The sequence below is a fragment of the Ruegeria sp. AK11 genome (assembly GCF_056541095.1).
This window is the reverse complement of the sequence record NZ_JBQFXU010000001.1, coordinates 709,042-733,471: the sequence shown is the minus strand read 5'-3', so window position 1 is coordinate 733,471 and position 24,430 is coordinate 709,042. Positions and strand designations below refer to the sequence as shown.

The window sequence follows — 24,430 nt, the reverse complement described above, 5'->3', positions numbered from 1 at the left end:
TCAATTAAATCCGGTCGCCTTTCCGGTGCGTCAAACCACCGGAAAGACTACCCTTCAGCTTTCGGACAGGTCGTCAGAATTCATCGCCAGCGTCGGGGTCCAGATCAGATTCGGTCAGTTCAACTGGCTCTCTTGTCGTCGACTCATCTGCCTTCTGTTTGGACGCAGAACCAGCCGCTTTCACCTTGTTTGAGGTCTGCAAAGCTTCGGGATTACGCAACCAGATATCACGCTGTGCAAACGGCACCTCGATGCCTGCTTCAAGGAAGCGTCGGTTGATTTCGTGGTTCATGTCGGATTTGACGGACAGAACCCAGTTCACATCCCGCAGGATCGCCCTGATTTCAAAATCCAATGCATCCGCTCCAAACCCCTGAAACACCACACTGGGTGCCGGGTTGGCCAAAACCATCGGGTGGTTGTTCGCAACCTCACTCAGGATGGTCTCGACCAGACGCGTATCAGTGCCATATGCGACGCCGACCGGTACAATCACCCTACCGATGGTATTGCCACGTGTGTAGTTGGTGACGACGCCGCTGATCAGGTCCGAGTTTGGAATGATCACATCCGTTCTGTCGAACGTCTCGATCCGGGTCGATCGGACGGAGATGTCACGCACGTAGCCCATCATCCCGTTCACATCTATCCAGTCACCCTTGGAGATCGGCCGTTCGACCAGAAGGATGATGCCGGACACGAAATTAGACACAATCGTTTGCAGGCCAAAGCCAATACCGACAGACAGTGCACCAGCGACAATTGCCAGCGACGACAGATCAAACCCCGCGACCATGATCGCTGCCAACGCAGCCAGAAAGATCCCGATATACCCAGAGCCAGCGACAATCGCATTCTGCCCGCCCGGATCGATGCTGGTTTTGGGCAACAGCGAGTTGCGCAACCCGCTTTGCAACAACCGTGTCAGCGTATATCCGATTGCGAAAACAGCGATAAATGTCAGGAAATTGCTGGGCGAGATCATGACACCGCCGATGTCAAAGCCAAGCAGCAGACGTGACCACACCTCAAGCAGGTCCGTTTCGCGCGCGCCCCAGTATATCGCCAGAACAGGCAGCGCGACGATGGCGAGTGCAAAGCCCACCAGGACCGAAAAAAGAGAGTCGCGCGCAGCGTCGCCCTGCCCTGTGATCCATCCGTATATCTGACTGACGAACCGTTGGAAAATCGCCAGAGCGGCAATCAGAACCAGCGTTTTTACCGCCGGAAACACGATCGCTTCGGCCGCATTGGTATAGCCGGCCAGTGCCAGTACGGGTGTTGCGATCCCCAGCAGGAACATGGCCTTGCGCAGGAATTCCAACAACTGGCTGAATCCGGCGGCCCGGGTAGACGCCGTCTGGTCCAGCAGGCGGTCGTTCGTTCTGATCTGCCGCACGCGGAGCAAAAGCAATGCCGTTCCAACAATCACGGGAAAGCTGATCACCGCACGAGTCGCATCCGAGACGTTTTCGATCTGCTGAAACAGAAGCGCCAGTTCGTGCAGGATCAACATCAAAGCCAACAGATCAATGTATATCCGCAATTCGGTAATCCGAGCAGCAGACAGGCGCTTGAATCCTTGTGAAGCGCCAATCACGTAAATCTGTCGGCCAATCCAGTCGTAGAAGAAGGCAATTGCCGCCCAGTAGGGGATTTTTTCCAGCAACAAACTGCCTCGCAGACCCGGAATACCCGAAAGACTGATTGCGGCGATGGCGGCAACGACACCGATCCATGGCAACAGAATCCGCAACAGAGAAATGATGAAGGACCAAACACCAGTGCCCGCTCCGCCCAGCAACCTCAGATAGTCGCCGCCCCGTTCGGACCAACGTTTGCCGAAGATCAGTAAAACCGCGGCCAGGATCACCAGAAACAAGATTCCCAAGCCACGATCACGGATACGTTCTTTCACTACGTCCGAACGCAGGTTGGTAATTGTTTCATTTGTCAGGCTCTGAAGCGCCTCTTTTACGTCTTGCCAAGCAGGTCCCCAATATACGGGGTTGATCGGTGACGGCCCGCGCTCAAAGAATTGTTTTGTCTGCCGCGTCCGGATGATCCGATCGATTTCACTGATCAATCCATTTGCGCGGGTATACGCTTCTTCGGAAATGATGCGCGGCACCCGCAAACTGTTGAGCTGCTCATTAAGATGAGTTCGCAATTTAGCGATGTCTTCAGGTTCGGCCGCGTCCCCTTCGGGTTTTGGACCAAGCGCCTTGATCTGGCTTTCCAGCGTTGCGATACGGTCTGTGTTGGCGCTGCGTGCCTTGTTAAAGTCCTCTCGGTAACCGTTTATTTCAGAACGTAAATTCTCAAACGCAGCGTTTGACGCACGGTTCGCTTCAATCACGGACTCGGCACGGTCAGCCGTTTTTATCCAGCCCCGGTAATACTCACTTTGCCTGTCGGTCAGCTGCGCGACAGCACCGCCTGCGAGCCCGACAAGACACAGGAATACCAGTGTCAGAAACAGGCGAACCTGCCTCGGCATCACACGTCCTCGAAAACGCCGGGAATGCTGCGCGGTGCTTCAGTCATCCAATCCGGCACCGGCAATTCTTTCTCGCGCAGGAAATCCGGGTTGAACAGCTTGGACTGATACCGCGTGCCATAGTCGCAAAGGACAGTCACAATCGTGTGGCCCGGCCCCATTTCTTTGGCCAGACGCACGGCGCCCGCCATGTTGATCGCGGTTGACCCGCCCATGACCAGCCCCTCGTCACGGAGCAGGTCAAAGATATAGGGCAACGCCTCGGTGTCAGTGATCTGATAGGAATGATCCGGCGTGAACCCTTCCAGGTTCTTTGTTATCCGAACCTGTCCGATACCTTCGGCAATCGATCCTCCCTCCATCGCGATTTCACCGGTGGTGTAGTAAGAGTAGAGACCCGCACCCATAGGATCGACCAGACCGATTTTCACACCCTTGGGCTGCAACGCTTCGGCAACCCCGGCCAACGTACCGCCCGACCCGACAGCACAGATAAACCCGTCGACCTTACCTTCTGTTTGTTCCCAGATTTCGGGCCCTGTGGTTTCAACATGGGCCTGACGGTTCGCCACGTTGTCAAACTGGTTGGCCCAGATCGCCCCATTAGGTTCCGTCAGCGCCAATTCCTCGGCCAGACGGCGGGAATAATGCACGAAATTGTTGGGGTTGCGATAAGGTGCGGCCGGAACTTGAACCAGTTGTGCACCTGCCAGCCGCAGCATGTCTTTCTTTTCTTCCGACTGGGTTTCCGGGATCACAATCACGGTCTTGAACCCCATTGACGCCCCCACCAGCGCCAGACCAATACCGGTATTGCCGGCGGTGCCTTCCACAATGGTGCCACCGGGCTTCAAATCGCCCCGCGCAATGGCATCACGGATAATATAGAGTGCAGCACGGTCCTTGACGGATTGACCGGGGTTCATGAATTCGGCTTTGCCGAGAATTTCGCAACCAGTTTCTTCACTGATGCGGCGCAACCGGATCAGCGGTGTTTTTCCTACTGCGTCAGCAAGATCTCGTGCAATGCGCATGATGGCCCCTTGTCGTTTTGTACCATCGAAGATTTACAGCCGCACCGCCGCGACCACAAGCGGGATAGTCACCCGCGCAATCTGTCCCGGTGGCGGGCCAGCCAATAAGCCAGAGACACCAATTGTAGATCCTTGAAAACATGGCGATCCGTCATGTCTATGAATTCACCGAATGGCAAGATTTGACTGCGGATGTCTTCACCTTCTGTGTCAAGGCCGCCAGTGATTGTGGTGTGCGTCAATTCACCCAGACCAACATAAAGATACATGAACCCGGTGGAAGATCCGCTCGAGGTGTAGGCACCGCCAGCATATTCCAGCCTGTCAAAACGAATACCCGCCTCCTCCATCGCCTCGCGATGCGCGGCCTGTTCAGGTGTTTCACCCGGATCAATCATCCCAGCTACCGCTTCCCAAAGCCAGGGTTCCGGATCGTTGTTCAGGAAAACCGGCGGTCTGAACTGTTCCACGATCAAAACGGTATCGCGGACCGGATCATAGGGCAGAACGCCGACCGCACTGCCCTGCAACAAACTTCCACGGCGCAGAACCGGACCCATGCTGCCGTCATGCCGCCGGTGTTGCAGATCGATTTCCTCCATCCCGAAGTAATCAAGATACACCCGGTCATGGCGATGCACGATCACGTCTTTTGCAATGTCCCGCGGATCACCGGTTCGCCGCTGCCCGGCCATGATCTTTGACCAGGCGCGCGTTTGCGTGGCGCGAACACTGCGGGCCATGACCCGGGGATCGACCTTCCCGAAATAGGCCATCTCTTCCTCAGCGGCGAGCGTTGTAAGTTCGCCCAATCTGTCCGCCCAGTCCTGAAGCGACCACAAATCACCCGGTCTCCAAGCATCGGGGGCAGGAAAAAAGACCTGCGCTTCGGCCTCGGTCCCGTCTTCCAATTCGACCTTCAGAGACTTCAGATCATAGTCGAAAGACCCTTCGTAATAATCCAGCCTAGCCAGATCCACAGACGACAATTCCTGCACCAGTAAACCTTCGGCACTGGCGCCTTCCAATTCCACGATCATTGGGAAATCCTGCCCCTGAACAGAATGGACAGCATGGCCTCGAAGTTGGGCGGGCCGCGCTTTGGTTTCGCTCAGAGGATGGCCAAGAACGCGTTCCAACAACGGCAAGTGTCGCAGCGTTCCATAAAAGAACAAATCAGACAAATTCGATCTCTCTTGTCAGTAACGGATCAGCGCCACGACCGGCTGGCCTGTTCTGTGGCCAGCCCCGAGACAACAGCCCCAATTAGGAATGCAATCAGGATTTCCGGGTAAATCAGAAGCTTACCGTACTCAATCCCGATCTTGAAAATGGCCAGTATGGCCTCAAATGGGCCACCGTAACGGTTGCGCATGGCAAGTCGGAACATTTCGTAACAGCCCTGCACGAACAACGCCCAGAATATCAGCGAGGCGACACCAGTCAGACCGTTATTGATCCCAGCTGTCCAGCCGCGCCCTACGCGCTTGCCCATGATGCCCCACCCGCAAACCGCGCCAAGGCCCATGTTAACCAGGGTAAAGTACCCATAATCCTTACCTTCTTCGCCGTTCTCGATAATCATGCCAGAGACAATGAATGCCAGCACGATGAGGCAAACGGCGGCTACAAGACGCGAGGCAGTGGGCATGTTTCGGTCCGTCAGTTAACTTGCTTTGCTACGGTGATCTGTGTCACATCGCAATTGCGCGTGTCAAAGGCTGCGCCACACGCTGTCAAATAATAATTCCACATGCGGCGAAAACGCTCATCAAAGCCCAGGTCTGCGATCTGTTCCCATTTTGCATTGAACGTTTCATACCACCGCCGCAGCGTCAGGTCGTAACTTTTGCCGAATTCTTTCGACTTCACCACATTCAGACCGGCCTGATTGATCTGCTGCCGCAAGATCGTAGGCGACGGAAGCATTCCACCTGGAAATATGTATTTCTGAATGAAATCAACACCGTTCTTGTAATAATCCCAGCGGTGGTCACCTACGGTTATGATTTGCAAGGTCGCTTGCGCCCCTGGCTTCAGCCTCTCACGAACGGTTTCAAAATAAACCGGCCAGTATTTTTGGCCCACCGCCTCGAACATCTCGATAGAGGCGATGCCATCATATTGCCCACGCTCGTCGCGATAGTCTTGCAACTTGAACTTCACTTGATCAGAAAGTCCCGCTTTTTCAATACGTTCATTTGCAAACTTGAACTGCTCCTCACTAATCGTAAGGCCGGTTACATGCAAACCCCGCTCTTTCGCGGCATATTCGGCAAAACCGCCCCAACCGCATCCGATTTCCAGTATGTGGTCGCCGGGTTTGGCCCCCATTTCATCGACAAGGCTGGCGTATTTCGCAGTTTGTGCCTTCTCAAGACTTTCTTGCCCGGTCTCAAAAATGGCGCTGGAATAAGTCATCGTGTCATCCAGCCACAAACCGTAGAAGTCATTGCCCAGATCATAGTGGTACGAGATATTCTTTTTCGCCTGCGTCCGGTTATTGCGATGAAGCCAGAACCGCAGCCGTTCATAGGCCTGAACAAGGAACTTCCCAGTAAACCCGTCATAGACGGTCTCGGACCCCAGATGGACAAGATCCATGAATGAGCGCAGATCAGGCGTGCTCCAATGTCCTTCAAGGTAGGCATCAGAAAACCCCAGCTCGCCTTCGCGGATCAGACGGGCAAAAACATCTCCGTCGTGGATATCGATCTGAGCAACAGGCCCTGCCTTGGGTCCCTCTGCGCGAAAGATGCGACCATCTGGCAATGTTATGTCTAGTCGCCCCGACTCCATTCTGGTCAGCATCTTGAAGACCTGGGCGAAATACCTGGGCAGATCCGACTGCCCCTCTGTCGTCGTCAGCACCATCCGCTCTCCCCTCTGCGGCACAGGTCTCAGGCTAGGCCGCGATTCTGTTTCTGGCAAGTTTTCAGTTCCTTAGTGAGATTTTCGGCTTTCATACGCACGTAAGGCGCGGTTTCGTCCATCCGTCAGTTTCACGACAGGTTCGGGATAATCCGCCTGCGGACACAGGTTCCATGACTGGGGAACCGCAGCGAAATAGGAAAGTGCAACGTCACTGGGTTTCGTCTGGCCTTCGGCGATCCAGCGCCGCAGGTAAGACCCCTGCGGATCAAACTTTTCGGCCTGCGTTTCAGGATTGAATATACGAAAGAAGGGCGACGCGTCGGGGCCTGAACCCGCAACCCACTGCCAGCCCATGGCGTTACAGGCTGGGTCCCAGTCAATCAGGCAATCCTCGAACCAACTCATCCCGATTTTCCAGTGTGTCATCAGATGTTTGGTCAGGTAACTGGCAACAATCATCCGGGCCCGGTTATGCATACGGCCTGTCACATACATCTGCCGCAGGCCAGCATCGACGACAGGAATTCCGGTTCGGGCCTGCCTCCAGGCGGCAACTTCAGGGTGGTGCGGATCGATATTCCACGGGAAATCATCCCATTCCGCTTTCCAGTTATCAGTCAGCAGATGCGGTGAGTGATACATCAGGTGATAGGCAAACTCACGCCAGACCAACTGCCGCAGAAATGCCTCGGCGCCGGGGGTTCCCGTCATCGCAGCCTGTTGAACCCTGTGCCAGACAGTACGTGGCCCGATCTCGCCCAATGAAAGGTATTCTGACAGGTTTGATGTTCCGTCCAGATCCAACCGGTCACGGTCATTGGAATAACGGGGGACCTGGTCGAGAAAGTGCTCAAGTCGATCGCGGGCGGCCTTCTCTCCGGGTTGGACATAGGGGCGCACGATTGCAGCGCCTCGGTACATGTCCGCACCCATATGCCAGGTACTCAGTTTATCACTGGAAGGCCAGGTTGCAGGCCCCGCCAAGCGTGACACCAACGCATCCGGCGCTGGCACGTCCCGCCGCTGAACCGCGCGCCACATAGGAGTGTAGACACGAAACGGCTGGCCCTGCTTTGTTGCGACCGTCCAGGGCTCAAAAAGCAAATGACCAGGAAAGGACTTTGCGCTTACACCCAGTTCGGTCAGCGCCGTTTTGATCTGTGTATCGCGTCTGATCGACGCTGGATCATAGGCCCGCGACCAATAGACAGCCTTTGCGCCCGTCTCTTTGACAAGTGTCCGCAATTGCTCAAGCGCATCGCCACGCCGCAGGATCAGACGGCTACCAAGCCTCGTCAGAGCGTCGCAAAAGACCTCCAGACCCAACCCCAACCGCCATTTTGGGGCCGCGCCAAGGTGTTGCACAAGAAGGTCATGAACAAAGACTGGTATGATCGGACGGCCGCTTGCAACAGCAGCAGTCAATGCCGGATGGTCCGACAGGCGCAGATCCCGTCGGTACCATAAGATGATCGGAGACCGCTCGTTTTCCATATCCACCCTGAGGTTTTCTTCGTTCTACGAAGCCCCAAGCTGAGTGGATCACAAAACGTGTTCAAGCGCCTCCAAAAGCTGATCAATCTCCTGCTGCGAGGTATAATGTGTAAAGCTGACCCGCAAAACGCCCTGTGCCAGATCCACGCCCATCGCTTGCAATGGGCGCACAGCATAAAAGTCGCCTCCCCCCGCCATAACACCGTATTGCGCCAGTTCTGCTGCAACTGACTCAGCGGGACGGTTCAGCGACAGCGCTACCGTCGGCGCACGCCGGGTGGCATCTGAAGTGCCGATCAGACGTACCGCGTTGCGGTCCTTTACCGCATCCAGAACCGGTTGAAGTAAGGACACCTCATGCGCGCGCATCAGGTCATGGGCAAAGGCACCCTGCTCTGCTGCACCGGCGTCAGGCCCACCGTGATGCGTGCACAGGAGCTCGACGTAATCGGCCATACCTGCACTTGCCGCAATCTGAGCATGATCCGGGCCTGCCGGGGTAAAGCGCTTGTAAAGAACGTCGGCGTTGAAGTAGTGCGCTTGGTTGGGCAGCAACTCTCCCAGTGTTCGGCGAATGACCATGCAGCCTTGATGCGGGCCAAAAGTTTTATAGGCTGAAAACAGATAGATATCCGGCCCCAAATCGCCAACATTCGGAAACCCATGCGGGGCGTAAGATACGCCGTCCACGCAGACAAATGCACCAGCCGCGTGGGCAATCGCAGTGATCTCGGTGACCGGGTTAATCTCTCCAACGACATTGGAACAATGCGGGAAACAGACCAGACGCACTTTTTCGTCCAGCATATTTTCCAGATCCTGCGGGTTCAGTGATCCGGTTTCAGGATCGATCTGCCACTCCCGCACTTCAATCCCTGCCTCGGCCAGACGACGCCATGGGCCCGAATTTGCCTCGTGATCCTGATTGGTCACGACAATCGCCTCGCCAGGTTTCATCCATTGCCTGAACGCCTGTGCCAAAACATAGGTATTCTGTGTCGTCGAAGGGCCAAAGCTCAGCTCATCGGTTTCAACACCCAGGATGGCGGCCATGCGCACGCGTGCCTCATCCATCTCGGCACCTGCAAGACGGCTGGCCTCATAAGGGGCGTAGGGCTGAACCTTTCGCTGCGTATAGAACCGCGTCAACCGGTCGATCACCGGCTTGCAGGTATATGACCCGCCCGCATTCTCAAAAAACGCCTGTCCTTTCAGGCTGGGTTCGGAAAAAGCCGGAAACTGTGCCCGAACGAAATTGATATCCAGAGAGCTCATGCCTCATTGCTCCTTAGTTGTGCTGTCATATCAACAAGATGCCCGCTCATGTTTCCGGACATCTCAGAAATCATGGCAGGTCTTCCAGCCCAGCCTGTGCTTGCGCCATGAGCTGACGAAACACCGGGCAGCCCTTCACTTCGGAAGGACAACGCTACTTAGACAGCACCATCCGCGACCGTCAAGCTGAAGCAAAAGAAAAAGCCCGGCGGGGTTGCCGGGGCTGAATTTCTAACACTCTGGGGCAGGTCTCGTTCGGGCCTCAACCCTGAACTTTGGTATATGTCCCCTCGCCTGCAAGAATACCACGGAAACCTCCGGGCTCATCCAGACCAAAGACGATCAGAGGCAGGTTGTTGTCACGCGCCAGCGCGATGGCTGACGCATCCATGACCCGCAACCGCTTGGCTAGAACGTCGTCATAGGTGACCGTGTCATAACGCACCGCGTCGGCATGTTGTTTGGGATCCTTGTCGTAGACGCCGTCGACACCGTTCTTGCCCATGAAAATCGCCTCACACGCCATTTCATTGGCGCGCAAGGTCGCCGCGGTGTCGGTGGTGAAATACGGGTTGCCGGTGCCGGCCGCAAAGATGCAAACCCTTTTCTTTTCAAGGTGTCGTACGGCGCGGCGGCGGATATACGGCTCGCACACTTCATCCATGCGAATGGCCGAAATGACCCTGGTGAACACCCCAATCTCTTCCAGGGCAGATTGCATACCCAGTGCGTTCATCACCGTGGCCAACATCCCCATATAGTCTGCTGTCGTCCGCTCCATACCCTGAGCAGATCCACTCAGGCCCCGGAAAATGTTTCCGCCACCGATAACCATGCAGATCTCAACGCCCAGATCGTGAACCGATTTCACCTCTTGCGCGATGCGTTGAACTGTCGGCGGGTGCAGGCCAAAGCCCTGATCCCCCATCAATGCCTCTCCTGAAATTTTCAACATGACACGTTTGTATGTGGTTTTCGGGGTTTCGGCAGTTTCAGAAGACGGGGAAAGGCTCATGTTGCGCTCCGGGCTGGCACGGGGTTAATTTCCGGCGCAAAATGAAGCAAAAGCTCCGCAGGTTCAATGCGGTTGGTGAGGATTGAGGCAACCGCATATGACCCGGCGATCAACAGACGCGATATTTCAGCAATTACCCCCTATTCCCGACGACAAACCTGTCCTGATTGCAGGGCCGACGGCATCCGGGAAATCAGCACTGGCGCTGGAGATCGCCGAACGGCATGGCGGGGTCGTCGTCAATGCAGACGCAAGTCAGGTCTATGACTGCTGGCGAGTGATCTCGGCCCGACCATCTGTCGAAGAAGAAACACGCGTGCCGCATCTGCTCTATGGTCACATCGCCTATGATCAGGACTATTCTGCCGGTCACTGGCTGCGAGAAGTGGTGCCACTGCTAACCGGGGGCCAGCGGCCAATCATTGTCGGCGGGACAGGATTGTATTTCTCGGCCCTGACCGAAGGCATGGCCGAAATTCCTGCGACCCCAGCGCAGGTGCGGGCCGAAGCAGACTTGCTGACCGTTGCCGAGCTGGTCGCCGGGGTCGACGAACAGACACTGTCTGGCCTGGATATGCAGAACCGCGCGCGCGTGCAGCGCGCTTGGGAAGTGCAGCGCGCCACTGGTCGCAGCCTGTTATCTTGGCAGGCCGATACGCCACCGCCAATTTTACGGCTGGATGATGCGGTTCCTATCGTTTTTGACGTCGACAAAACGTGGCTTCTGGATCGGATTGAACGCCGTTTTGATCAGATGCTGGAGCTGGGCGCAATCGACGAAGTACGCGCCATGCGGGATCGTTTCGACCCCGCTCTTCCCGCCTGCAAAGCCATTGGTGTGCCAGAGCTTATGGCCTATCTGGATGGAACACTGACTTTGGATCAGGCCCGTGAACGGGCCACAATCTCGACCCGGCAATTTGCCAAACGTCAACGCACGTGGTTTCGGGCAAGAATGAAAACATGGAATCACGTCGATTTCTCAAAGTGATATCTGGTGTTGTTCATTCCGCTGGATTTGATAGCGAAAGCAATTTGATCAACAGATAAAGAAGAAGTTTCTCGTCTTTTATCAGTAATTTGACATCGAAATTCCGCAAGAGGCTCCCCCTGCGGTGTGTCATATAGGTATATCCCTATCGAAATATCAACAATGCGGTAACGTCGTTTTTGTGCATTTTATGTCGATTCCGAACGTTGACGTTGAGTGATTTCTGGTGCCGAATGGCGGCATGGGGATGCACAGAGTCCAAAAACCGGAATCCTTCTTTCTTTCGACCGGACAAGCCCGCGTCGCTTAGAACAAGAACAAATCAACAAAATCAATGTCACAGGGAGACATTTATGACCAATACGGCAATCACCAACGACAAGGTGCACTGGGCGGCCGAGATGCACGCGCAGGAATACCGTGACGGCAAGCTTAGCCGCCGGGAATTTCTGGTCCGCGCGACGGCGCTGGGTGTCGCTGTACCGACGGCCTATGGTTTGATCGGTCTGCAATCGCCTGCGGCGGCACAAGAGCCGCAGCGCGGTGGTACCATCCGCTACCAGATGGAAGTGCGCGCGCTCAAAGATCCGCGAACCTATGACTGGACGCAAATTGCCACTTTCACAGCAGGCTGGCTGGAGTACCTAGTTGAATACAACAACGACGGCTCGTTCAAGCCAATGCTGCTGGAAAGCTGGGAAGCCAACGCCGACGCCACCGAATACACATTGAACGTTCGCAAGGGCGTAAAGTGGAACAATGGCGATGACTTCACAGCCGAAGACGTGGCCCGCAACATCGAAGGGTGGTGTGACGCTGGTCTGGAAGGCAACTCGATGGCATCGCGTATGGCGTCGCTTATCGACGAAAGCACTCAGAAAGCTGCGGACGGCGCAATCACCGTTGTCGACTCCCATACTGTCAAACTGAAGTGCAACGCGCCTGACATCACGATCATCCCGGGCATGGCGGACTATCCCGCCGCAATCGTTCATAGCAGCTTCGATGCGAACGACATGCTTTCAAACCCGGTCGGCACAGGTTTCATGCTGCCTGACAGCCACGAAGTTGGCGTTAAAGGCGTGCTGGTGCGCAACGAAGGCTTCGACTGGTGGGGATATGAGGCCGGAAAAGGCGGCTATATCGACCGCATCGAGTTCATCGACTACGGCACTGACCCGGCTGCATTCCTTGCGGCTTATGAGGCCGAAGAGATCGACATGAACTGGGAATCTGTTGGCGAATTCGTCGACATCTTCGACGGAATTGGGCTTGTGCGCTCGGAAATCCCGTCGGGCTTCACCATCGTTATCCGCCCGAACCAGTTGGCCGAAGACGAAAACGGCAACAAGATCTACGGCGACAAGCGCGTTCGTCAGGCTTTGGCCATGGCGGTGGACAACGAAGTGTGCCTGGAGCTGGGCATGTCAGGCTACGGCATTCCAGCAGACAACTGCCACGTCGGGCCGATGCACCCTGAACATGACTCGGCCGTGACTCGTATCCCGTATGATCCTGCCGGGGCGAAAGCCCTGATGGACGAAGCGGGTATGGGTGATTTTGAGCACGAAGTGCAATCAATCGACGATGACTGGCGCCGTAACACCACGGCCGCGGTTGTAGCGCAGCTGAACGACGCGGGCATCAAGGCCAAGCATACAGTTCTGCCGGGGTCGACCTTCTGGAACGACTGGACGAAATACGCCTTCTCGTCGACGAACTGGAACCACCGCCCATTGGGCACTCAGGTTCTGGCACTGGCCTATAAATCGGGAGTCGCGTGGAACGAATCCGGTTTTGCCAATGCAGAGTTTGATGCGTTGCTGGCCGAGGCGAACTCGATCGCAGATGTCGACAAACGTCGTGAAGTGATGGCCAAACTGCAGGGGATCATGATCGACGAAGGTGTCACGATCCAGCCTTATTGGCGGACAGCGATGCGCCATCACCGCGACAATTTGGTGGGTGTCGAAAAGCATATCGCAGACCTGCCGCAGCTTTATAAGTTCGGCTTTACGTCCTGAGCCAAAACGCAAAAGGCCGCGCCACCCTGGCGCGGCCTCTTCGTCCTGAATGCGACGAACAAATAATAACAGCTAAGCGTGGCGTTCCATGAAACCCGCGCTAGCCGACCCACAGGGGCAAATATGGGACTTTTCATTCTAAGGCGCGTTGGCATCATGCTGTTGACGGCATTGTGTCTGACATTCCTGGTTTTCTTCTTGACCAACCTCTATCCGAATCTCGAGAAGCTGGCGAAAACGCAGGGCAACTTTCGGATGTCGGATGAACAGGTTGAGAGCTACCTGAGCAAAAATGGTTACCTCCAATCCACTCCGATAAAATACGGCGAATGGCTGGGTGTCCTACCATCTTATCGGTACACGAATGAAGACGGAACCGTTCAGGGAAGATGCATCCTGCCGGGCAAAACCGCCGAAGAATCTCCGAATTTTTGCGGAATCCTGCAAGGGTATTGGGGCTATTCGACTGTCTTCAAAGAAGAGGTTTCGACCGTTGTTGGCAACAGATTGGCTCTGACTGGCCGTCTGATGCTCTGGGTCATGCTGCTGATGGTTCCGTCTGCGTTGATCCTTGGTGTTTTGGCAGGAATGAAAGAAGGATCTGCCACTGACAGGACGCTGTCGACCTTCGCCATCACAACGACGGCGACACCGGAATACGTCTCGGGCGTGATCTTTATCGCCATCTTCACCTCTTCTGCAGTTGGATTGAAGTGGTTCAAGGGTACGGCCACGCAAGCGATGGAGAACCCGACCTTTGAAAACTTCTTCCTGCCGGTCCTGACCATTGCGCTTTATGGGATGGGCTATATTGCACGGATGACCCGCGCCTCGATGACCGAAGTGATGACGGCGCAATATATCCGCACCGCGCGCCTGAAGGGTGTTTCGTTCCCGAATATCGTCATGAAGCATGCGTTGCGTAACGCGCTGATCGCACCGTTCACCGTCATCATGCTGCAGTTCCCCTGGCTGCTGAATGGTGTAGTGATCGTCGAGACCCTGTTCAACTACAAGGGCTTCGGCTGGGCGCTGGTTCAGGCCGCGGGCAATAACGACATTCAGCTGTTGCTGGCGATTTCGGTCGTGTCGGTCTTTGTGGTGCTGGTGACCCAGCTGATTTCGGATATCGGCTATGTCTACCTCAACCCGCGCATCCGCATTTCTTAAGGAGGGTTAGATCATGGAACCACTTACCTGGACCGGCTCTATCGCCTTCCTGAACCCGCTTTTTGCCCTTGGCCTTGCGCTAATGCTCTTGTCAATTGCCGTCTGGATGCTGGCCAGCATCGTGCTGCCCGAAGACCAGATGACGGTGAACCCGGACGGTACGTTAAGCTCAAGCTCGGGCCTGCGAACACTGATACAACTTGCACTGCGCTACAGTTTCTTGGCCAGTGTCGGAATCGCACTCGCCTATATCGTACTGGGCGTACTAATGGGCACCAGCGCCGGGATTATTGGCGCCATGTCCCAGCAGTTTTTGCCCGTCTGGGTGTCGTTGATCATCCTTTATGCCATGTCGATCGCTTTCAAACGCAAGCTTGGCCTCTACGGCAAACTGTTTGACAGTCCCATCGGCATGATTGGCTTTGGCCTTGTGATGTTCTGGGTTTTCACCGGGGTATTCGGCGCGATGGATTTGATCGTCACGCATGACCCGCTGTCGCAGGTTTCGGGCATGAAGAACAAAGTGCCAGGTACGCCACTGTCCAATCTGGAGGACGGTCAATACGCCTGGTATCTGCTGGGTGGCGACAATCTGGCCCGCGATGTGTTCAGCCGCATGGTCAAAGGGGCATGGATTGTTGTTCAGATCGCCCCGCTTGCCACGATGTTTGCCTTCATGGTTGGCATCACGCTGGGTCTGCCGGCAGGCTATTATGGTGGTCGGCTGGATACTTTGCTGTCGTTCCTTGCGAACCTGATCCTGGCCTTCCCGGTGATCCTGCTGTTCTATCTGCTGGTCACGCCCGAGATCGTTGCGACCGGTGTACCGAACTATATGGCGGCCGTCTTGTTCGTATTCCCGATCATATTCCTCGGCGTGCTGCTGAACTCACGCTACTATACCAGACCAAACTTCCGAACACCGCTGCTGATCGGAGTTTTGGGAGTAGCGGGTTGGTTCTACCTGTCTCTGATTTCGACCGGCGGCTACATCATCAATACCGACGCCTATCGTATCTGGGGTCTGCCGACCTATCTGGATCTGTTCGATATCCCAGGTGGTATTCTGGTGGTCTTCGTCTCGGTGGTCTTTGTGAATTCGCCCACCGTGTTCCGCATCGTGCGCGGATTGGCGCTGGACATCAAAACCCGTGACTACGTAGCGGCAGCACAAACCCGTGGCGAGGGTCCGTGGTACATCATGCTGTGGGAAATCCTACCCAACGCGCGTGGCCCGCTGATCGTCGATTTCTGTTTGCGCATTGGCTATACCACCATTCTTCTGGGAACCTTAGGTTTCTTTGGTCTGGGTCTGCCGCCCGAAAGCCCGGACTGGGGGTCGACGATCAACGAGGGGCGCAAGCTTTTGTCGATCTACCTGCACCCTGCTCTGCCACCCGCGCTGGCCTTGTTGACGCTGGTTCTGGGTCTGAACCTGCTGGCCGACGGGTTGCGCGAAGAAAGCCTGAAAGACTGATGTGAAAGCGCGCCGGGGGGCCAGCCCCCCCGGACCCCCCGAGATATTTTTAGCCAGATGAAGAGGATCCCCTCGATCTGGCGAGGAGATACAAGATGAGCAAGATGGCGGATTATGACGGCCCGATCCTTGAGATCGACAAGCTGTCGATTTCCTTCTTTACCCGCCTGCGGGAAATTCCGGCCGTGATGGATTTCTCTGTCAGTGTGCAACCCGGTGAAGCTGTTGGTCTGGTCGGTGAATCCGGTTGCGGCAAATCCACGGTGGCGCTGGGTGTCATGCAGGACCTTGGCAAAAACGGTCGCATCGTTGGTGGTACGATCAAGTTCAAGGGTCGTGATCTGGCGGAAATGAGTTCAGACGAATTGCGCGACATACGCGGCAATGAGATCGCGATGATCTATCAGGAGCCGATGGCCTCACTGAACCCGGCAATGAAGATCGGTAAGCAGCTGATGGAAGTGCCCATGATTCACGAGGGCGTCAGCGCGGAAGAAGCGTATTCGCGCGCGCTGGAAGTTGTCACCGATGTGCGCTTGCCGGACCCCGAGCGAATGCTCAACTCGTTCCCGCACCAGCTGTCAGGCGGTCAACAGCAGCGCATCGTGATCGCGATGGCCTTGATGTCGAAACCGGCGCTGCTGATCCTTGACGAACCAACAACGGCACTTGACGTGACGGTTGAGGCTGCCGTGGTCGAGCTGGTGAAGGATCTGGGCAAGAAATACGGCACCTCGATGCTGTTCATTTCGCACAACCTCGGGCTGGTTCTGGAAACCTGTGACCGGCTTTGCGTGATGTATTCGGGTGAGGCGGTCGAGCGCGGCTCGATCAAGGATGTGTTTGACGAGATGCAGCATCCTTACACGCAGGCCCTGTTCCGGTCGATCCCGCTGCCGGGGGCCGACAAGAATTCGCGTCCGCTGGTGGCTATACCGGGGAACTTTCCCCTACCCCATGAGCGGCCCCCTGGTTGTAACTTCGGTCCGCGCTGCGACTATTTCGAAGAAGGTCGCTGTGACGCCAAGGACATCCTGATGGAGGCGGTGCCCGGAAATGACCGGCACCATACCCGTTGCCTTAAATTCAAAGAGATTGACTGGAACGCACCAATCACGGTGGGTGAACAGAAAGAGAAAGGTGAGATCGGCAGGGTCGTTCTGAAGATGGACAACCTCAAGAAATACTATGAGGTTGCAGCAAATGCCCTGTTCGGCGGTGGCGAAAAGAAGGTTGTGAAGGCAAACGAAACGCTCAGTTTCGAGGCGCATGAATCCGAGACATTGGCCATTGTGGGCGAATCCGGTTGCGGCAAGTCCACCTTTGCCAAAGTTCTCATGGGTCTTGAGACGGCCACGGACGGGCAGATTCTTCTGGACAACCGCAATATCGAACAGGTGCCCATAGAAGAGCGCGACGCAAAGACCGTTGGTGAAGTTCAGATGGTGTTTCAGAACCCGTTCGACACGCTGAACCCGTCGATGACCGTTGGGCGCCAGATCATCCGGGCATTGGAAATCTTCGGTGTTGGCAATTCCGAGGCCGAGCGCAAGAAGCGGATGCTGGAGCTGCTGGATCTGGTAAAACTGCCGCGCGCCTTTGCCGACAGAATGCCGCGTCAGCTGTCGGGTGGCCAGAAGCAGCGCGTAGGTATCGCGCGCGCCTTTGCCGGCGATGCGCGCATTGTGGTAGCCGACGAGCCCGTATCGGCACTGGACGTTTCGGTGCAAGCTGCGGTGACCGACCTGCTGATGGAAATTCAGCGCGAGCACAAAACCACGTTGCTGTTCATCAGCCATGACCTTTCCATCGTGCGATACCTCAGCGACCGAGTGATGGTGATGTATCTGGGCCACGTGGTCGAGCTGGGCACAACTGATCAGGTTTTTGCCCCCCCCTACCACCCTTATACCGAAGCGCTTCTGAGTGCTGTTCCCATCGCCGATACATCGGTCGAAAAGCAGCACATCGTACTGGAAGGTGATATTCCTTCAGCCATGAACCCGCCACCGGGATGCCCGTTCCAGACACGGTGTCGCTGGAAATCCGAAGTGCCTGACGGCCGCTGCGAGTCACATGTGCCACCGGTGCAGACATTGGCCGAGGGTCATCAGGTGAAGTGCCACTTGTCCGAAGAGGTGCTGGCACGGATGCAACCCGTGATCAAAGTCGCGGCCGAGTAGGTTTGCGGATCTTCACTGGAAAGGGCCGGTCGTTGACCGGCCCTTTCTGTGAGCGCCGCGTTTCACGAGGAAACTGGCGGCGCCTGTGAGTGGTGGTTCCCTGTAAGACTCTCAGCCGGTCATGACATTGTTGCCGAAATGCATGAACTCCTGGTTCATACCAGCAATCTCTCCGGCCTCCAGTTTCAGGCTGGCACTGTCAAGCATCTGATAGCTTTGCTGTCCCTTTACCCACTCGTCTGCTGATTGCAGCGTGGTCAGCGTATAAGACGTGACTTCGTTCAGGTAATGAGTTGGGATAATGATCTTGGGCTTTAGCTTGGCCACGATGTCATTACCCTGATCGAAACTCAGGATATGTTGCGACCCGTCTACCGGAAGGGTCAGAACATCGACCTGTCCGACGGCGTCCCAAAACTCCTGAGGCGGATTGTGGCGATTATCACCCCAGATCAGCGTACGAATGCCGCCTGTTTCCACCAGATAGACCACCATATCCATATGACCCACATTGTTCGGTGGGCAGGCTTCGACCCCAAACTCGGCCAGTGCATTGGTCCAGTTGTACCACCCCGGCGCCACGCAGGCATGTTTATCTGCAAAACCGGTGATCTTGATATCGGCGAACTCGAAATTGCCCACCATCCTGTCCAGCACCATGGTCGAGCTTGGTCGTTCGATCGCGTCGTGATCGAAATGCGCATGTGTCGACAAGGTAATGTCCACCGGGATCTGGGGGAATTCATTGCGGAACCAAAGCCCCCACGCGCCCGACGGGTCATCACGCCAGGGGTCGAACAGGACCGTTGCGCCGTTGGGCGAGGTGATCTTTATGGCGCAATGGCCATAATAGTCGATACCGACAACTCCGGCACTGGCCTGACCCGTCGATCCCTGCAGGTCGATCACGTGGTTATTGTTTCCTGGCTGCAACCAGGCTTGCGATTGCGCCTCGGCCGGTTTTGCCCCCAGCACTGAAGCTGTCGCGCCAACACCGGCAGCACCTGCCGCCATGAAAAATGACCGCCGAGACAGCCCCGGTGCCAGATGATCCCTGTCCCCTTTCAGGATGGTCGGTTTCAGATCCTTGCGATCCATATCTTTGTACCTCTCTGTTGGACGTGCGCCGTTTTTCCGCACCTCAACCCAGAGGGTAACAAGCCAAAGCACATCGGCTCAGACCGAAAAAATGGGGGTGAAATATGGGGGCAATCCCCATATTCGGCATTCACGAAATCGAGAGCAAATGACTGCGCAGGTTTTGATCCCGTCCCTCAAGTCCTAGTTTTCGACGAATGTTGTTGCGGTGAAAATCGATTGTCGACGTCTCTCGGGACAGGGCCTTGGCAATGTCCTTTGTGGTTTTCCCAAACATGACCATCTGTGCAATTTCCATTTCGGTCGGGGTCATTGCCGCGAAGGCATCCGTCAACTTGTCAGACAGCGAAGATGTGATCTCGTTCAGGTTCTTTTCGGCCAGCTCAAGATAGACAAATTGCGCCTCGTCGCCGGAAAGCTGCGCCCGAACCTTTTCAAGATACGGCAAAACTCTGCTTCGAACCTGCTCGACGATTTCGTGATCCCGGTTCTTGCGGTCATCGTCGAGACTTGAGAGCAATACGCGCAACGCTGTGTTCGTCTCCTGCAACTCTCGGGTTCGATCCGAAACACGCGTTTCAAGCTGGGCAAGTGTTTCGTTCAGTTTCTCCTCCAACGCGCGTCTCAGATAAACCTCTTGCAACAAAGCCAAATCCGACTCGACCATGCGCGCGAACTGCGCCAGCCCCTCTCGGAACAACAAGGCCCGCCGGTTCTGTTTACGGTCCAGAACACAGATTGTGCCAAACACCGAGCCATCGGGCCATTTCAGCGGTAAGCCGATGTAAAAGGTCATTCCGTGTTCCAGGTCGTCGTTGTCCGCCCAAACCGGATCACATTTGGCGTCCTCGACCACCAATTCTCCGTCACGCTCCAGAACACCCTGGCAATATAGCTTGGGGTTCAACTGGAAACTCAGACCGACCGGATATGGATTCTCGGGGTGATCGGATGTGATCAAAACCGCATGATCCGGCGCGTCGGTTTTCATGATCAGGCTTGCGGGCACGTCGGCCAGTTCTGCGACCAGATCAACAAGTTGCTGCCAGTTTGCCAGCGTTTCTTTGGGAATCTGCGGGTGATCAGCAGGCATAAGGGGCCTCACCAGTTATTGGGCGATACCCTGTCAGGTTAGTTGGAGGCGTTACACTGAATCAAGAATACGACACTCTGCGGCGCAGCATCGGTTTCAGCCGCCCCAGATAATCTTTACGTAGTTCTGGGTTTCCTTGTACGGCGGGATACCACCATGCTTTTCAACCGCATCAGGCCCCGCGTTATAGGCCGCCAGCGCTAAAGGCCACGATTTGAACTTGCGGTACTGCCAGGACAGATATCTAGCACCGCCTTCGAGGTTCTGCTTGGGATCATGCGGGTTTACGCCCAAAAGCTCAGCCGTTTGTGGCATAAGTTGCGCCAATCCCAACGCACCTTTATGTGACTTCGCCTGAGGGTTCCATCCACTTTCCTGCTGCACGAGACGCAAGAACAGATCTTCAGGGATGTTGTGAAGGCGGGCAACACGCCGCGCGATTTCCAGATACTCTCCGCGATATTTTCCTGAATATCGTTTGCTGACCTGATCGCGCGTTGTTTTGGGTTTCAGCCGGGCCGAGTCGCGGTACTGGGTTGCCGCACGAGAATCCAGAACCTTCGCCTGTTTCAGGAAAATATCCTTGCGGCTTTTGCTGGACAATGTTTGTGCCTGCACCGGCGCAACGGCCAATACAAGGCAGGCAACGGAAAACCCAGCAACCCAAGAACGCATCTTTGCTTATCCTGCTCGATCAAAACCAGTGGGAGTATAGGTATTCCCGCAAAAAATGAAAGCTTGGTAAATAGTACAGTAAGACTCTTGTTCGACAGTGTTGTATCAACTGTTTTCAACCATGATGCAGGCCGTATAGGGTCTCACGAAACTCATTGCGCCAGATTCGGCGCATTTACGCAGAACAGAACGAGGATTTACATGGCGGGTTCAGTCAACAAGGTCATTCTGGTGGGAAATCTTGGCCGCGACCCCGAAGTCCGGTCGTTCCAGAACGGTGGCAAAGTGTGCAACCTGCGCATTGCCACCTCGGAAAACTGGAAAGACCGCAACACGGGTGAACGTCGTGAACGGACAGAGTGGCATTCGGTTGCCATCTTCTCGGAACCGCTGGCCCGCATCGCCGAGCAATATCTGCGCAAGGGCAGCAAGGTTTATATCGAAGGCCAGCTGGAAACCCGCAAATGGCAGGATCAGTCCGGTCAGGATCGTTATACGACCGAGGTTGTCTTGCGCCCCTATCGCGGGGAACTGACCCTGTTGGACGGTCGTAGTGAAGGCGGTGGCGGCAGCGGCGGCGGTTATGGTGGCGGCCAGGCCGGTGGCGGTTACGGTGACCCCTATGGCGGTCCATCCAGCTCTCCGGCGCCCGCATCGGGCGGAATCGACGACGACGAGATTCCGTTCTAAGTAAAACGGAGAAACAACATGACATGGTCCTTCTCTCTCGGCCGATTGCTCGGGTCCGAACTGAGGGTCCATGTCACCTTTTTTCTGCTGCTCGCTTGGGTCGGTTTTGCCGCTTTCTCAGCCGGTGGAATGCCAGCCGCGATAGAGAACCTTCTCTTTGTTCTGGCGCTGTTTGCCTGCGTTGTCGCGCATGAGTTCGGTCACGCCCTTATGGCGCGGCGCTATGGCATCAAAACCCCCGACATCACCCTTCTGCCCATCGGCGGCCTGGCCCGGCTTGAGAGAATGCCGGAAAAACCGATGCAAGAGGTTCTGGTGGCGCTTGCGGGCCCGGCAGTGAATATCGCTATCTTCATTGGCCTTGCCGTGCTTGGCGCAGGGATGCCGCTTGAGACCCTCGCGCAATTGGAGTCACCAAATGTGAGGATTGTGGACAAGCTGGCCTATATCAATCTGCTTTTGGCCATCTTCAACTTGATCCCGGCATTCCCAATGGACGGAGGCCGCGTCTTTCGCGCCCTTCTGTGTTTACGCATGAATCGTGTCAAAGCCACCCGAATTGCAGCCGTTGGTGGCCAGGTTGTCGCCATCGGGTTTGGATTTCTAGGGCTGAGCTCCGGCAATCCAATTCTGGTATTGATCGCCGTATTTGTGTTCTTTGCAGCCAATGCAGAAAGCCAGGAAGTCGCTTTGCGATCTGCGGTTCGTCGTGTTCTGGCCCGTGACGCGATGATCACTGAGTTTCACGCACTTTCTCCCAGTGATACGCTGAGCACAGCGGCACAAGCCGTCATTCACACCACTCAGCACGAGTTTCCGGTACTGGACTCAAATCATACTTTGCTGGGTTTTGTGACACGCGATCGCCTGTTCACTGCCCTGGCAAGCGACCAGCCCAGAACTGCGCCCGCGACCTCGATCATGGATGCCAACGTTCCCGCAGTCTTGCTGACAACCGGCCTTGAGGACGTGCTGGAACACCTGCACAATGGGGCGCCAGCCATTGCAGTTCTGACCCATGGCGGTCACATGATTGGTTACATAACCCGCGAAAACATTGGCGAGCTGATGGTTATTCAGGGCCGTTAATCCCCTGCGTCACACCGGGGCCAGCGCGTCCGACAGAACCGACAATACCGTATCCTTCGGCACATCCGAGGTCACAAAAGCCTGACCAATTCCGCGGGCCAGGATAAACCGCAGCTGGCCGTCCACGACCTTTTTGTCCTGCCCCATCAGATCCACCAGCGCCTCGGCACTTGGCAAGTCACCGGGAATATCAGCCAGGTCCGTTTTCATGCCCATCGCCCGCAGATGCGCGCGAACCCGGCTTGGGTCTTCTTGCGAACACAGGCCAAGGCGGGACGAAAGCTCGAACGCAAGTGCACAGCCGATGGCCACGCCCTCGCCATGCAAAAGACGGTCGGAATAACCTGTGGCGGCCTCCAAGGCATGGCAGAAGGTGTGCCCCAGATTCAGCAGGGCGCGGTCACCTTGTTCGGTTTCATCCCGGGCCACGATATCGGCTTTCATCTGAACCGAGCGGGTTACCGCACGCACACGTGCGGCCATGTCGCCCGAGGAGACGCTTTGCCCGTTCACCTCAAGCCACTCAAAGAATTCCGCATCCCCAAGCAAGCCGTATTTCACCACCTCGCCATACCCTGAAAGAAAGTCCCTCTGGGTCATGGTCTGCAACACAGATGTATCTGCCAGAACCAGCGATGGCTGATGAAAAGCGCCGATCAGGTTCTTCCCCTGAGGGGCGTTGATCCCTGTTTTCCCCCCGACGGAGCTGTCTACTTGCGCCAGCAAAGACGTGGGGATTTGCACGAACCGAACGCCTCGGCGCAGGACGGCCGAGGCAAAGCCAGCAAGATCACCAATTACCCCGCCACCAAGGGCCACAACAACGTCCCTGCGTTCAACCTTTTCTGCCAACAGCCACTCAACCGCGCGTTCGAAATGAGGCCAGCTTTTGGTCGCTTCGCCGGCGGGCAAGGCCAGCGCGGACATTTCGACCCCGGCGACTTTCAGACCCGCACACAGCGCGTCCAGATGTAGGTCAGCAACGTTCTCATCTGTCAGGACGGCCACCTTGGGGCGCGCCAATAGCGGTGCAATCCAATCACCCGCGCGCGCCAGAAGATCCGGACCGATCTCAACGTCATACGACCGGTCACCCAGTTCCACATGTACTGTTTGATGCATTATCTGACTTCCAAAACATCAGGGCGCGCCAACAAGGCGTCGACAACGCGGTCCACCATATTCTCGATCGACGTTTCGCCATCTGAATCCACGATCAGATCCGCCTCGGCGTAAACCGGAACACGCGCCTCGTAGAGGGCTTTCAAAGTCGCAAAAGGATCAGCGGTACGAAGCAGCGGGCGCGTGTCCTTGTGGCGAACTCGGCTCCACAAAACTTTCAGGTCTGCCCGCAACCAGACAGACGCCCCACGCAAGGTGATCAAACGCCGGTTGTCAGGCTGAAGAAACGCCCCGCCACCCGTTGAAAGGATGCCTTTTTTTTCGTCCAGCAGGCGGCTGATGACCTGTGTTTCCTTGGTGCGAAAAAACGGCTCCCCGTCCCGCTCAAAGATTTCGGGGATGGTCATGTTGGCGGCTGATTCGATTTCAGCATCACTATCCAGAAAGGGAACACCCAGACGCGCGGCCAAAGCGCGGCCCACGGCCGTCTTACCGGCCCCCATCATGCCCACCAGAACCACGGTTTTGTGCAGATCAAATCGGGTCTGCGCGTCCGCTGAATGCGTGTTATGCTTAATTTCGCTCATTTCACCGTGAATGACGTGATCTTGGGAAAAATGCCAGTT

Annotated in this window: 20 protein-coding genes; 7 read left to right on the top strand and 13 right to left on the bottom strand. The window is 55.9% G+C overall.

Annotation, left to right across the window (positions count from 1 at the left end):
• Positions 1-73: 73 nt before the first annotated feature.
• The 8 genes from ACR0D9_RS03665 to pyrH all read right to left on the bottom strand — a co-directional run bounded on the left by ACR0D9_RS03665 (position 74) and on the right by pyrH (position 10,192).
• Positions 74-2,500: a DUF3772 domain-containing protein gene (locus tag ACR0D9_RS03665; protein WP_480537721.1), complete on the bottom strand. Its 2,427-nt coding sequence runs from the start codon at positions 2,498-2,500 to the stop codon at positions 74-76.
• A complete protein-coding gene (locus ACR0D9_RS03660; RefSeq protein WP_480537719.1) occupies positions 2,500-3,534 on the bottom strand; it encodes a cysteine synthase A in 1,035 nt (344 codons plus the stop codon). Before ACR0D9_RS03660 ends, ACR0D9_RS03665 begins: the two co-directional genes overlap by 1 nt.
• 68 nt (positions 3,535-3,602) lie before the next feature.
• A complete protein-coding gene (locus ACR0D9_RS03655; RefSeq protein WP_480538234.1) occupies positions 3,603-4,709 on the bottom strand; it encodes an NUDIX domain-containing protein in 1,107 nt (368 codons plus the stop codon).
• 35 nt (positions 4,710-4,744) lie between these two features.
• On the bottom strand, positions 4,745-5,185 hold the full coding sequence (locus tag ACR0D9_RS03650; protein ID WP_480537717.1) for a TrgA family protein: 441 nt from the start codon (positions 5,183-5,185) through the stop codon (positions 4,745-4,747).
• A gap of 11 nt (positions 5,186-5,196) precedes the next feature.
• Positions 5,197-6,408 (bottom strand): class I SAM-dependent methyltransferase, encoded by a 1,212-nt coding sequence (locus ACR0D9_RS03645; RefSeq protein ID WP_480537715.1) that lies wholly within the window; start codon positions 6,406-6,408, stop codon positions 5,197-5,199.
• A gap of 69 nt (positions 6,409-6,477) precedes the next feature.
• A complete protein-coding gene (locus tag ACR0D9_RS03640; protein WP_480537713.1) occupies positions 6,478-7,902 on the bottom strand; it encodes a cryptochrome/photolyase family protein in 1,425 nt (474 codons plus the stop codon).
• Positions 7,903-7,950: 48 nt separating this feature from the next.
• On the bottom strand, positions 7,951-9,177 hold the full coding sequence (locus tag ACR0D9_RS03635; protein ID WP_480481213.1) for an aminotransferase class V-fold PLP-dependent enzyme: 1,227 nt from the start codon (positions 9,175-9,177) through the stop codon (positions 7,951-7,953).
• A gap of 262 nt (positions 9,178-9,439) precedes the next feature.
• Positions 9,440-10,192, bottom strand: coding sequence for a UMP kinase (pyrH, locus tag ACR0D9_RS03630; RefSeq protein ID WP_209504110.1), 753 nt, complete (start codon positions 10,190-10,192; stop codon positions 9,440-9,442).
• Positions 10,193-10,289: 97 nt separating this feature from the next.
• On the opposite strand from pyrH, the gene miaA reads away from it, so the two are divergent.
• The 5 genes from miaA (at position 10,290) to ACR0D9_RS03605 (ending at position 18,037) form a co-directional block, all read left to right on the top strand.
• Positions 10,290-11,183 carry a tRNA (adenosine(37)-N6)-dimethylallyltransferase MiaA gene (miaA, locus tag ACR0D9_RS03625; RefSeq protein WP_480537711.1) on the top strand — a complete coding sequence of 298 codons (894 nt, stop codon included), beginning with the start codon at positions 10,290-10,292 and terminating at the stop codon, positions 11,181-11,183.
• Between the two features lie 353 nt (positions 11,184-11,536).
• Complete coding sequence (locus tag ACR0D9_RS03620) at positions 11,537-13,207, top strand: ABC transporter substrate-binding protein (RefSeq protein WP_480537709.1); 1,671 nt, start codon at positions 11,537-11,539, stop codon at positions 13,205-13,207.
• Between the two features lie 123 nt (positions 13,208-13,330).
• A complete protein-coding gene (locus tag ACR0D9_RS03615) occupies positions 13,331-14,377 on the top strand; it encodes an ABC transporter permease (protein WP_209504113.1) in 1,047 nt (348 codons plus the stop codon).
• 13 nt (positions 14,378-14,390) lie between these two features.
• Positions 14,391-15,854 (top strand): ABC transporter permease, encoded by a 1,464-nt coding sequence (locus ACR0D9_RS03610; protein WP_480481219.1) that lies wholly within the window; start codon positions 14,391-14,393, stop codon positions 15,852-15,854.
• Between the two features lie 95 nt (positions 15,855-15,949).
• The gene (locus tag ACR0D9_RS03605) at positions 15,950-18,037 is read left to right on the top strand and encodes an ABC transporter ATP-binding protein (protein WP_267363907.1); all 2,088 of its coding nucleotides are present in this window, start codon (positions 15,950-15,952) and stop codon (positions 18,035-18,037) included.
• A gap of 111 nt (positions 18,038-18,148) precedes the next feature.
• Here ACR0D9_RS03605 and ACR0D9_RS03600 read toward each other — a convergent pair whose 3' ends face one another.
• The 3 genes from ACR0D9_RS03600 to ACR0D9_RS03590 form a co-directional block, all read right to left on the bottom strand.
• The gene (locus tag ACR0D9_RS03600) at positions 18,149-19,135 is read right to left on the bottom strand and encodes an MBL fold metallo-hydrolase (RefSeq protein WP_480537707.1); all 987 of its coding nucleotides are present in this window, start codon (positions 19,133-19,135) and stop codon (positions 18,149-18,151) included.
• 130 nt (positions 19,136-19,265) lie between these two features.
• Positions 19,266-20,228 (bottom strand): LuxR C-terminal-related transcriptional regulator, encoded by a 963-nt coding sequence (locus ACR0D9_RS03595; RefSeq protein WP_267363905.1) that lies wholly within the window; start codon positions 20,226-20,228, stop codon positions 19,266-19,268.
• 96 nt (positions 20,229-20,324) lie between these two features.
• Positions 20,325-20,903 carry a lytic transglycosylase domain-containing protein gene (locus ACR0D9_RS03590; protein ID WP_480481225.1) on the bottom strand — a complete coding sequence of 193 codons (579 nt, stop codon included), beginning with the start codon at positions 20,901-20,903 and terminating at the stop codon, positions 20,325-20,327.
• 201 nt (positions 20,904-21,104) lie between these two features.
• Here ACR0D9_RS03590 and ssb point away from each other — a divergent pair, with 201 nt between their 5' ends.
• Together ssb and ACR0D9_RS03580 are read left to right on the top strand one after the other, a co-directional pair.
• Entirely contained in the window at positions 21,105-21,593 is a 489-nt protein-coding gene (ssb, locus tag ACR0D9_RS03585) for a single-stranded DNA-binding protein (protein WP_209504119.1), read from the top strand.
• A gap of 18 nt (positions 21,594-21,611) precedes the next feature.
• A complete protein-coding gene (locus ACR0D9_RS03580; protein ID WP_480537706.1) occupies positions 21,612-22,682 on the top strand; it encodes a site-2 protease family protein in 1,071 nt (356 codons plus the stop codon).
• A 9-nt stretch (positions 22,683-22,691) separates the two neighbouring features.
• Here the strand turns inward: ACR0D9_RS03580 and aroB are convergent, their stop codons facing one another.
• Positions 22,692-23,804 (bottom strand): 3-dehydroquinate synthase, encoded by a 1,113-nt coding sequence (gene aroB / locus ACR0D9_RS03575; RefSeq protein WP_480537704.1) that lies wholly within the window; start codon positions 23,802-23,804, stop codon positions 22,692-22,694.
• Entirely contained in the window at positions 23,804-24,391 is a 588-nt protein-coding gene (locus ACR0D9_RS03570) for a shikimate kinase (RefSeq protein ID WP_480537702.1), read from the bottom strand. The genes aroB and ACR0D9_RS03570 overlap by 1 nt, the downstream gene beginning before the upstream one ends.
• Positions 24,392-24,430: the final 39 nt, after the last annotated feature.